At 53.4% G+C, this 12,029-nt stretch carries 7 protein-coding genes and 1 tRNA gene; 6 read left to right on the top strand and 2 right to left on the bottom strand.

Annotated elements, in window-relative coordinates; genetic code table 11:
* Positions 1–120: 120 nt before the first annotated feature.
* Positions 121–215 (bottom strand) — tRNA-Sec (locus tag M975_RS23025).
* Positions 216–504: 289 nt separating this feature from the next.
* On the opposite strand from M975_RS23025, the gene M975_RS17490 reads away from it, so the two are divergent.
* A complete protein-coding gene (locus M975_RS17490) occupies positions 505–1,899 on the top strand; it encodes a glycoside-pentoside-hexuronide family transporter (RefSeq protein ID WP_064561173.1) in 1,395 nt (464 codons plus the stop codon).
* Positions 1,900–1,912: 13 nt separating this feature from the next.
* Entirely contained in the window at positions 1,913–4,237 is a 2,325-nt protein-coding gene (yicI, locus tag M975_RS17485; protein WP_064561172.1) for an alpha-xylosidase, read from the top strand.
* Positions 4,238–4,327: 90 nt separating this feature from the next.
* Here yicI and M975_RS17480 read toward each other — a convergent pair whose 3' ends face one another.
* Positions 4,328–4,921, bottom strand: a complete 594-nt coding sequence (locus tag M975_RS17480; RefSeq protein ID WP_064514385.1) for a YhgN family NAAT transporter — start codon at positions 4,919–4,921, stop codon at positions 4,328–4,330.
* A gap of 159 nt (positions 4,922–5,080) precedes the next feature.
* Between M975_RS17480 and asd the strand changes: the two genes are divergently transcribed.
* From asd to glgC, 4 genes are all read left to right on the top strand, one after another.
* On the top strand, positions 5,081–6,187 hold the full coding sequence (asd, locus tag M975_RS17475) for an aspartate-semialdehyde dehydrogenase (RefSeq protein WP_064514384.1): 1,107 nt from the start codon (positions 5,081–5,083) through the stop codon (positions 6,185–6,187).
* 349 nt (positions 6,188–6,536) lie between these two features.
* On the top strand, positions 6,537–8,723 hold the full coding sequence (glgB, locus tag M975_RS17470) for a 1,4-alpha-glucan branching enzyme (RefSeq protein ID WP_064561385.1): 2,187 nt from the start codon (positions 6,537–6,539) through the stop codon (positions 8,721–8,723).
* Positions 8,720–10,702 carry a glycogen debranching protein GlgX gene (gene glgX / locus M975_RS17465; RefSeq protein WP_064561171.1) on the top strand — a complete coding sequence of 661 codons (1,983 nt, stop codon included), beginning with the start codon at positions 8,720–8,722 and terminating at the stop codon, positions 10,700–10,702. Before glgB ends, glgX begins: the two co-directional genes overlap by 4 nt.
* 14 nt (positions 10,703–10,716) lie before the next feature.
* Entirely contained in the window at positions 10,717–12,000 is a 1,284-nt protein-coding gene (gene glgC, locus M975_RS17460; protein ID WP_064561170.1) for a glucose-1-phosphate adenylyltransferase, read from the top strand.
* Positions 12,001–12,029 lie beyond the last annotated feature (29 nt).

Raw genomic sequence — 12,029 nt, 5'->3', positions numbered from 1 at the left:
TGATATATAGAAAGTCTTTTTAAATTCCTATGCTCTTGCATAATAAAGAATTTAATATTAAATGACTCATTCATATAATAGGAAGAAATTTAGGTTAAATTACACTTCGAGAGTGCTTAATGGCGGAAGATCACAGGAGTCGAACCTGCCCGGCACCGCTGGCGGCACCAACTGGAGTTGAAGTCCAGCCGCCTCACCGGAGACGACGATCTTCCTAGCCTCGATTGCTACATGGAGGCGGTGCGCAGTATACCCAGTTTTTCATCCTTACCAAACAATGGTTTCCTCTTTCCCCAATCATTTCTCAGAAACTATTAGCCAGATCAATCAAACCGCCCGAAAAACACGCATTCCTTAACTCTTAGTCTGCTAAGAGAGCGACACTGCTCACAGTTATTAAGAAACGTAATCTGATAACCAGAAATTGGAATTCCTGCGCCCCTCGCAATCCACTAAAACGTTAGGCAGAGAATTTTCGCAGCCGTTTGGCCAAGGAAGAGAGCAATGAAAAGTCAGATACTTTCCGCGAAGGAAAAGTTTGGTTACGGCCTGGGTGATGCCGCAAGCCATATCATTTTCGATAACGTCATGATGTACATGATGTTCTTTTATACCGATATCTTCGGTATCCCTGCCGGGTTCGTCGGCACCATGTTCCTGCTGGCGCGTGCGCTGGATGCGATTTCCGACCCGTGCATGGGGCTGATTGCCGACCGCACCCGCAGCCGCTGGGGGAAATTCCGCCCGTGGATATTGTTCGGCGCGATCCCGTTCGGCATCGTCTGTGTGTTTGCTTACAGCACGCCAGATTTCAGCCTGCACGGCAAAATGATTTACGCCGCCATCACCTACACGCTGCTGACGCTGATGTACACCGTGGTCAACATCCCTTATTGCGCGCTCGGCGGCGTTATCACCAACGACCCAACGCAACGCATCTCCCTGCAATCCTGGCGCTTTGTGCTGGCGACGGCGGGCGGCATGCTTTCCACCGTGTTGATGATGCCACTGGTCAAATTTATTGGCGGTGAAGATAAAGCCTTCGGCTTCCAGGGCGGCATTGCGGTGCTGTCTGTGGTGGCATTTATCATGCTGGCGACCTGTTTCTTCTTCACTAAAGAACGCGTGGAAGCGCCACCGAGCACCACTTCTGCGCGTGAAGATTTGCGCGATATCTGGCAAAACGACCAGTGGCGCATCGTCGGCCTGCTCACCATTCTCAATATTATGGCGGTGTGTATCCGTGGCGGCGCGATGATGTATTACGTCACCTGGATCCTCGGTTCGCCGCTGATGTTCACCGGGTTCCTCACCACTTATTGCGTCGGCAACCTGATTGGCAGCGCCGCGGCTAAACCGCTTACCGACTGGAAATGCAAAGTCAGCGTCTTCTGGTGGACCAACGCCGCGCTCGCTGTACTGAGCTTCGCGATGTTCTTCGTGCCGATGAGTTCGGTCATCCTGATGTTCGTCTTCATCTTTGTGATTGGCGTGCTGCACCAGTTAGTGACGCCAATCCAGTGGGTGATGATGTCCGACACTGTTGATTACGGCGAGTGGACCAACGGCAAACGCCTCACCGGTATCAGCTTTGCGGGCACCTTGTTTGTGCTGAAACTCGGCCTCGCCCTTGGCGGTGCGCTGATTGGCTGGATGCTGGCAGGCGGCGGTTACGATGCCAGTGCCACCACGCAAAACAGCGCCACCATCAGCATTATTATCGCGCTTTTCACCATCGTGCCGGGCATCTGTTACCTGATCAGCGCCATTATTGCGAAACGCTTCTACACCCTGAACACGCCGTTCCTGAATAAAATTCTCGGGGAACTGGCTGAAGGCGTGCGCCGCAATCAAAAAGATTTTGAAAATACTCCCGTTTCCAAAGAATTCCAGCAGTGAGAGGACTTAGAAGATGAAAATTAGTGACGGCAATTGGCTGATTCAGCCGGGTTTATCGCTTATCCACCCGGTGCAGGTTTTCGATGTGGAGCAGCAGGGTAATGAGATGGTGGTGTACGCGGGCATGAAAGATGTACGCGAACGTGGCAACCAGCTCGATACACCTCTGTTTACGCTGCGCTTTTTCTCCCCGCAGGAAGGTGTGGTCGGTGTGCGTATCGAGCACTTCCAGGGCGCGGTGAATAACGGCCCACATTACCCGCTGAACGTGTTGCAGGACGTGAAAGTCACCATGCAGAACACGGAAGAGTTTGCCGAGCTGAAAAGCGGCAACCTGGCGGTGCGTGTCACCAAAGGCCTGGACTGGGCGCTGGATTTCCTGCGTGACGGCGTGCGTATCACCGGCAGTGCGGTAAAAAACAACGGCTACGTGCAGGACGGTAATACTGGCAACACGCATATGTTCGAGCGCCTGGATTTGGGTGTCGGCGAAACGGTTTATGGCCTTGGCGAGCGCTTTACCGCACTGGTGAAAAACGGCCAGACGGTGGATACCTGGAACCGCGATGGCGGCACCAGTACCGAACAGTCCTACAAAAATATTCCGTTCTACCTCACTAACCGTGGCTACGGCGTGCTGGTGAACCATCCGGAATGTGTCTCTTTTGAAGTGGGTTCCGAAAAAGTTTCCAAAGTGCAGTTCAGCGTGGAAGGCGAATATCTCGAATACTTCGTGATTGACGGCCCAACGCCGAAAGCGGTGCTTGACCGTTACACCCGCTTCACTGGCCGCCCGGCGCTGCCACCAGCGTGGTCGTTTGGCCTGTGGCTCACCACTTCCTTTACCACCAACTACGACGAAGCGACGGTTAACAGCTTTATCGACGGTATGGCGGAGCGCAACTTGCCGCTGCACGTTTTCCACTTCGACTGCTTCTGGATGAAAGCCTTCCAGTGGTGCGATTTCGAGTGGGATCCGGTGACCTTCCCCGACCCGGAAGGGATGCTGAAACGCCTGAAAGCTCGCGGCCTGAAAATCTGCGTGTGGATAAACCCCTATATCGGCCAGAAATCTCCGCTGTTCCGCGAAGGGATGGAAAAAGGCTATCTGCTGAAACGCCCGAACGGCGCGGTGTGGCAGTGGGATAAATGGCAGCCAGGTCAGGCGATTGTCGATTTCACTAACCCGGCAGCTTGCGAGTGGTATGCCGGGCACCTGAAACGCCTGGTACGCATGGGTGTGGATTGCTTCAAAACGGACTTCGGCGAGCGTATCCCGACTGACGTAGTGTGGCATGACGGCTCTGACCCGCAGAAAATGCACAACCATTACGCGTTCATCTACAACGAGCTGGTGTGGAACGTGCTCAAGCAGGAACTGGGTGAAGAAGAGGCGGTGCTGTTTGCGCGTTCGGCTTCCGTGGGCGCACAACAATTCCCGGTTCACTGGGGTGGCGACTGCTACGCCAACTACGAATCTATGGCGGAAAGCCTGCGCGGTGGCTTGTCGCTCGGCATGTCCGGTTTCGGTTTCTGGAGCCACGATATTGGTGGGTTCGAAAACACTGCACCTGCGCATGTTTATAAACGCTGGTGCGCGTTCGGGCTGCTCTCCAGCCACAGCCGCCTGCACGGCAGCAAATCCTACCGTGTGCCATGGGCGTATGACGACGAAGCCTGCGATGTGGTGCGCCACTTCACGCAGTGGAAATCGCGCATGATGCCGTATCTGTACCGCCAGGCCGCATTTGCCGCAGAGTTCGGTACGCCGATGATGCGCTCGATGATGCTGGAATTCCCGGACGATCCGGGCTGCGATTATCTCGACCGCCAGTACATGTTGGGCGAGTCAGTGATGGTTGCGCCGGTGTTCAGTGAAGCGGGCGACGTACAGTTCTATCTGCCGGAAGGCCGCTGGACGCACCTGTTCAACAACGTTGAAGCGCAGGGCAGCCGCTGGCATAAAGAGCAGCACGGTTTCCAGAGCCTGCCGGTGTATGTGCGTGATAACACACTACTGGCGCTGGGTAATAACGACCAGAAGCCGGATTACGCCTGGCACGAAGGCACCGCTTTCCAGCTGTTTAATCTCGATGATGGACGCGAAGCAATTTGCGAAGTCCCGGCAGCAGACGGTTCGGTTATCTTCACGCTGAAAGTGAAGCGCGAGGGCAACACGCTGACGGTGCAAGGTAAAGGCCAGGCGAAAGACTGGACGCTGTGTTTGCGTAATATCGGTAATGTGAAGAGCGTGAAGGCAGGTAAGAGTGTTGCGGGCGAGCAGGGTGCGGTGATTACGCCAGATTCAGCTGAGTCAGGTTTGGTTATCGAGCTTTAGTGAATGTGTCGGATGTCGCTAACGCTAATCCGACCTACGAAGAGCAGTTGTAGGGTGGATTAGCGCAAGCGACATCCACCGTTTTTTTATTTAACCCTTCATCCACACCCGCAACCCATCGAGGAACATCTGCGTCGCCAGCATAACCAATATCAACCCCATTAAACGCTCCAGCGCATTCACCCCTTTCTCGCCCAACAGGCGTAAGAAAAGAGAAGATTGCAGCAAAATTGCCACGGTACCGCCCCAGGCCAGTAAAAGTGCGGCGACTAAATGTCCCATCTGGTTTGGATACTGATGCGATAACAGCATTAAAGTGGCCAGAAGTGTCGGTCCGGCAACCAATGGGATCGCCAGCGGCACGATAAAGGGTTCTTCACCCGCAGGCAGGCCAGAAGCGTTTCCTTCCTTGCTTGGGAAAATCATTCTGATGGCGATCAGGAACAGAATAATCCCGCCGGAAATCGACACGCTTTCCGCACGCAGATTAAGGAATGCGAGAATTTTTTCCCCGGCAAACAGGAAAATAAGCATGATTATCAGCGCAATAAGCAGCTCGCGGATCATGATGGCCCGGCGGCGCTTCGGCTCGGTATGCTTGAGCACTGACATAAAAATCGGCAGGTTTCCTAACGGGTCCATAATCAGGATTAACAGTACTGCCGCAGAAATGATTTCGGTCATGAATGGTGTTCTCTAATAAATAACGTGTTCATTGATAAGTTCTATTTCTAATAGCTTGCATATCATTGATTAATTTCACTTGCGACTTCGGCAGCATTTTGTAAGGTGAACAGTAATCTCAATTAATGTACACAACACACATCCGCAGGATTAGTCGCTATGAAAAATGTTGGTTTTATCGGTTGGCGCGGTATGGTCGGTTCCGTTCTCATGCAACGCATGGTTGAAGAACGCGATTTTGACGCCATTCGCCCAGTTTTCTTCTCCACTTCCCAGTTAGGCCTCCCGGCCCCGTCTTTTGCAGGCCAGAACAATGGCACGCTGCAAGACGCATATGACCTGGAAGCGCTGAAGGCACTGGACATTATCATTACCTGCCAGGGCGGCGATTATACCAACGAAATCTATCCAAAGCTCCGTGAAAGCGGCTGGCAAGGTTACTGGATTGATGCAGCGTCTTCACTGCGTATGAAAGATGACGCGATTATTATTCTCGACCCGGTAAACCAGCACGTTATTCAGGAAGGTCTGAACAACGGCGTGAAAACCTTTGTGGGCGGTAACTGCACAGTCAGCTTGATGCTGATGTCCCTTGGCGGTCTGTTCGCAAACGACCTGGTTGACTGGGTGTCTGTGGCGACTTACCAGGCGGCTTCCGGTGGCGGCGCACGTCATATGCGTGAATTGCTGACCCAGATGGGCCAATTGCACAGCCATGTTGCCAGCGAACTGGCGGACCCGGCTTCTGCCATCCTGAACATTGAACGCAAAGTGACAGACCTTGCACGTGGCGGCAGCCTGCCAACCGATAACTTCGGTGTGCCATTGGCTGGCAGCCTGATCCCATGGATCGACAAGCAGCTTGATAATGGCCAGACCCGCGAAGAGTGGAAAGGCCAGGCTGAGACCAACAAAATCCTTAATACCGGCACAATCATCCCAGTTGATGGCTTGTGTGTCCGCGTTGGCGCACTGCGCTGCCACAGCCAGGCATTCACTCTGAAACTGAAAAAAGATGTCTCTCTGCCAACCATCGAAGCGATGCTGGCCGGGCATAACGATTGGGTCAAAGTCGTGCCAAACGACCGTGATATCACTATGCGTGAGCTGACGCCTGCGGCAGTAACCGGCACGCTCACTACTCCCGTCGGGCGTTTGCGTAAACTGAATATGGGTCCTGAGTACTTGTCTGCCTTCACTGTTGGCGACCAGTTGCTGTGGGGCGCTGCCGAACCGTTACGTAGAATGTTGCGCTTGCTCGCATAATTACACTTACTCACCAAAGGGGCATTGCAGCCCCTTTTTTTATCACGTCATATACCCTTCATACTTCACGTTATGGATGTGTTGGTTGCACTCCGTCACCCCAGTCACTTACTTAAGTAAGCTCTTGGGGATTCCTGAGCTTACCGCCTTCCCATAATGTGAATTATTTGGGTATACATGAAGCGTATGACTTTAGTTCATTAATTTTCGGGAGCAAAACAGAGCGTTGGCTATGCTTTATTCAGGGCGATAAACCGCCATGAACATTAGTTGGGCGGAACGGCTTGCAGGAAAACAATGTTATTGCCGTCCGTTAGGGTCAATGAATGACAAAAAACAGGACGAAACCATGTCTGTTCATCCAGAAAAAGACGTGATAAATGCGCTAATTGCGGGTCATTTTGCTGATCCTTTTTCTCTGCTGGGAATGCATAAAACTGAAGCCGGGCTGGAAGTTCGTGCCCTGTTACCGAACGCCACAGAAGTGTGGATTATCGACCCGAAGACCGGTGGGAAGGTCGGCAAGTTAGAATGTATTGATTCGCGCGGTTTCTTTTGCGGGGTAATTGCCCGGCGCAAAAATCCTTTCCGCTACCAACTGGCTGTTATGTGGCATGGCCATGAAAACCTGATTGATGACCCATATCGCTTTGGGCCGCTGATTCAGGAAATGGATAGCTGGCTGCTATCCGAAGGCACGCATTTGCGCCCGTACGAAACGCTTGGCGCACATGCCGACACGATGGATGGCGTGACCGGCACTCGTTTCTCCGTTTGGGCACCTAATGCCCGACGTGTTTCCGTCGTTGGCCAGTTTAACTATTGGGACGGCCGTCGCCACCCGATGCGTTTGCGTCGCGAAAGCGGTATCTGGGAACTCTTTATTCCTGGCGCTCATCCTGGGCAATTATATAAATTCGAACTCATTGATACCGAAGGGCATTTACGCCTGAAGGCTGACCCGTACGCGTTTGAGTCGCAAATGCGCCCGGAAACGGCATCACTGATTTGCGGGCTGCCTGATAAAACGACGCTAAGCCCCGCCCGCCAGCGTGCTAACGGCTTTGACCAGCCGATTTCCATTTATGAAGTGCATCTTGGGTCATGGCGCCGCCATACCGACAATAATTTCTGGCTCAGTTACCGTGAACTGGCGGACCAACTGGTGCCGTACGTCAAAGAGATGGGCTTTACGCATCTCGAATTGCTGCCGATTAACGAACACCCGTTCGATGGTAGCTGGGGTTATCAACCGCAAGGTTTGTACGCGCCCACGCGCCGTTTCGGTACGCGCGAAGACTTCCGTTACTTTATCAATGCCGCACATGCTGCGGGCTTAAACGTGCTGCTCGACTGGGTGCCAGGGCATTTCCCGACCGACGACGCTGGCCTTGCGAAGTTTGACGGCACATCGCTGTACGAACACGGCGACCCGCGCGAAGGTTATCACCAGGACTGGAACACGCTGATTTACAACTATGGGCGGCGTGAAGTCAGCAACTATCTGGTGGGTAATGCGCTTTACTGGATTGAGCGTTTCGGCATCGACGGTTTACGCGTTGATGCGGTGGCATCGATGATTTACCGCGACTACAGCCGCCAGCCTGGCGAGTGGATCCCGAACGACAAAGGCGGGCGCGAGAACCTCGAAGCTATCGAATTCCTGCGCAATACCAACCGTATTATCGGCGAGCAAACGCCGGGTGCCGTCACCATGGCGGAAGAGTCTACTGACTTTAGTGGTGTGTCGCGCCCATCAACTATGGGTGGCCTCGGGTTCTGGTTTAAGTGGAACCTGGGCTGGATGCACGACACGCTCGATTACATGAAACTTGATCCGGTTCATCGCCAGTTCCATCACGACAAAATGACTTTCGGCATGCTGTACAACAGCACCGAAAACTTCGTGCTGCCGTTGTCGCACGACGAAGTGGTCCACGGTAAAAAATCCATTCTTGACCGCATGCCGGGTGATGCCTGGCAGAAATTTGCCAATCTGCGTGCTTACTACGGTTGGATGTGGGCATTCCCAGGCAAGAAGTTGCTGTTTATGGGCAACGAATTTGCCCAGGGTCGCGAATGGAACCACGACAGCAGCCTCGACTGGCATTTGCTGGAAGGGGGCGATAACTGGCACCACGGTGTGAAACGCCTGGTCCGCGATTTGAACCATACTTACCGTCACCACGCTGCGATGCACGAGCTGGATTTTGACAGCTACGGCTTTGAATGGCTGGTGGTCGAAGACAACGTTAATTCGGTGTTTATCTTTGTGCGCCGCGACTCGAAGGGCAATGAAATCATTGTTGCCAGTAACTTCACTCCGGTGCCGCGCTACAACTATCGCTTTGGTATCAACCAGCCGGGGCGTTGGCGCGAAGAGCTGAACACGGACTCAATGCATTATCACGGCAGTAATGCGGGGAACAGTGGCGGGGTACATAGCGACGAGATCCCAAGCCACGGGCGTGACCATTCTCTGAGTCTGACGTTGCCACCACTCTCAACAATTTGGTTGGTACGGGAGGCGGAATGACACAACTGACCACCGGGAGTCCGGCTCCGTATGGTTCGTTTTTTGATGGCAAAGGTGTCAATTTCACGCTGTTTTCGGCTCATGCTGAAAAAGTCGAACTGTGTGTTTTTGACCAGCACGGCCATGAACGGCGGTACGACATGCCCGTGCGCACGGGTGACATCTGGCATGGTTATTTACCCGAAGCGAAGCCTGGCCTGCAGTATGGCTATCGCGTTCATGGCCCGTGGGACCCGCAAAACGGGCACCGTTTTAACCCGGCAAAACTGCTGCTCGACCCTTGCGCGCGAGTGGTTGTTGGCGGGGTCGATAACCACCCGCATCTACACGGCGGTTATGACGAGCCAAACCTGGAAGACAGCGGCCCACACATGGCGAAATGTGTTGTGGTGCGTGATGTATTCGACTGGGAAGGCGACGAGCACCCGCGCACGCCGTGGGGCGACACGGTTATTTACGAAGCGCATGTTCGCGGCCTGACGCTACTACACCCTGAGATCCCCGAAGAGCTGCGCGGCACGTATGCCGCACTGGGCCATCCGGTGATGATTAACTACTTCAAACGCCTGGGGATTACGGCGTTGGAACTGATGCCGGTGGCGCATTTTGTCACAGAGCCACGCGTCGCCCATTTAGGTTTAAGCAACTATTGGGGCTATAACCCGCGTTCGTTTTACGCCGTCGAAGGCTACTACGCGGTGAACCATGATCCGCTGGCGGCTGCTAACGAGCTGCGTGGTGCGGTGAAAGCGCTGCATGAGGCGGGTATTGAGGTCATTCTCGACATTGTTCTTAACCACAGTGCGGAGCTGGATCGCGACGGCCCAACCCTCTCCCTAAGCGGAATCGACAACCGTAGCTATTATTGGTTAATGGATAACGGTGATTACCAGAACTGGACCGGTTGCGGTAATACGCTGAATCTGAGCACGCCAGGCGTGGTGGCGCAGGTGGTGGATTGCCTGCGTTATTGGGTCGACAGTTGCCACATTGATGGTTTCCGTTTCGATTTAGCTTCTGTTATGGGGCGCACGCCGGAATTTCGCCAGGATGCGCCGCTGTTTGAAGCCATTAAAAATGACCCGGTTTTGTCGCAGATAAAACTGATAGCGGAACCCTGGGATATTGGCGCGGGGGGTTATCAGGTCGGCAACTATCCACCGTTATTTGCGGAGTGGAACGATCATTTTCGTGATGGCATGCGCCGTTTCTGGCTGCGACAAGATTTATCGTTGGGGGGATTCGCTTGCCGCTTTGCCGGTTCAAGCGATGTCTATCGCCATGGCGATCGTCTTCCTTCGACCAGCATCAATTTAATCACGGCTCACGACGGTTTTACGCTGCGTGATTGTGTCAGCTTCAACCAAAAACACAACGAAGCTAACGGTGAAGACAACCGTGATGGCACGAACAATAACTACAGCAATAACTATGGCTTCGAAGGGCTGGAAGCCTCGCTCAATATTAAAGAAAGACGGCGCGACAGCGTTCACGCCTTGCTGACGTTGTTGCTGCTCTCTCAGGGTACGCCGATGCTTTTGGCCGGTGATGAACATGGTCATAGCCAACATGGGAATAACAACGCTTATTGCCAGGATAACCAGCTGACATGGCTTGACTGGGAAAACTGTAATGATGGCTTAACCACTTTTACCGCGGCATTGATTCATCTGCGCAAGACGATTCCAGCACTTACCCGGAATGTCTGGTGGGAGGAAGGTGATGGCAATGTGCGCTGGTGGAATAAAGAGGCCCAGCCTCTGAATGCTGGCGAGTGGGAGAATGGGGTTCACCGGTTACAAATCCAACTCTCAGACCGTTGGCTAATAACGATTAACGCTACCGAAGAAGTGGCCGACATCGTTCTACCCGAAGGGGAATGGCGTGCTATTCCTCCGTTTGCCGGTGAAGACAACCCGGTAGTGATGGCTGTATGGCATGGTCCCGCGCACGGAGTATGCGTTTTCCAGAAATCATAAAAAAGGAGTCAGTCATGGTTAGGCTTGATAAGAACGATCCTCTGATGTTGGCAAGACAACTGCCAAATAAATCTGTCGCCCTGATTCTGGCTGGTGGGCGCGGTACCCGATTGAAAGATTTGACTTCAACGCGCGCCAAGCCTGCTGTCCACTTTGGTGGCAAGTTCCGGATTATTGATTTTGCGCTGTCGAATTGCATTAACTCAGGTATTCGTCGTATTGGCGTGATTACGCAATATCAGTCTCACACGTTGATACAGCATATTCAGCGTGGCTGGTCATTCTTCAGCGAAGAGATGAACGAGTTTGTCGATTTGCTCCCGGCGCAGCAACGTGTGCATGGTGAAAACTGGTATCGCGGCACCGCCGATGCTGTCACGCAGAACCTCGATATTATCCGCCGCTACAAAGCGGAGTATGTGGTTATCCTCGCGGGTGACCATATCTACAAGCAAGATTACTCGCGCATGTTGATTGACCATGTGGAAAAAGGTGCGCGCTGTACCGTGGCCTGTATGCCAGTTCCACTCCATGAAGCCTCAGCATTTGGCGTGATGGCGGTTGATAACGAAGAGAAAATTATCGAGTTCGTTGAGAAACCGGCTAACCCACCGTCTATGCCTGGTGACGACAGCAAAGCGCTCGCCAGCATGGGGATCTACGTTTTTGACGCCGATTACCTCTACGAACTGCTGGAAGCTGACGATAAAGACGAAAACTCAAGCCACGATTTCGGGAAAGATATCATTCCGTATGTCATGAAATCCGGCTCGGCCTTCGCCCACCCATTCCCACTTTCTTGCGTGCAATCAGACCCGGATGCCGAACCCTACTGGCGTGATGTGGGGACGCTTGAAGCCTACTGGAAAGCCAACCTCGACCTTGCTTCGGTAACGCCAGAGCTGGATATGTACGACCGGGATTGGCCAATCCGCACGCATATGGAGCCGTTGCCTCCGGCTAAATTTGTGCAAGACCGCTCCGGCAGCCACGGCATGACGCTGAACTCACTGGTTTCTGGCGGCTGCATTATTTCGGGCTCGGTGGTGGTTCAGTCGGTGCTGTTCCCACGCGTGCGCGTTAACTCGTTTTGCAATATTGACTCGTCAGTATTGTTGCCGGATGTCGTCGTCGGGCGTTCCTGCCGTTTGCGTCGTTGCATTATCGATCGCGCCTGCGTCATTCCTGAAGGGATGGTCGTCGGGGAAAACGCCGAAGAAGATGCGCGCCGTTTCTACCGTTCTGAAGAAGGTATTGTGCTTGTCACCCGTGAAATGCTGGCCAAGCTGCCTGGTTAAGTTTTAAAGGATTGATCACCGTGCAGCAA

It is taken from the genome of Buttiauxella brennerae ATCC 51605 (assembly GCF_001654925.1).
GTDB classification, from domain to species: Bacteria; Pseudomonadota; Gammaproteobacteria; order Enterobacterales; family Enterobacteriaceae; genus Buttiauxella; species Buttiauxella brennerae.
This window is presented reverse-complemented; position numbering and strand designations above follow the sequence as displayed.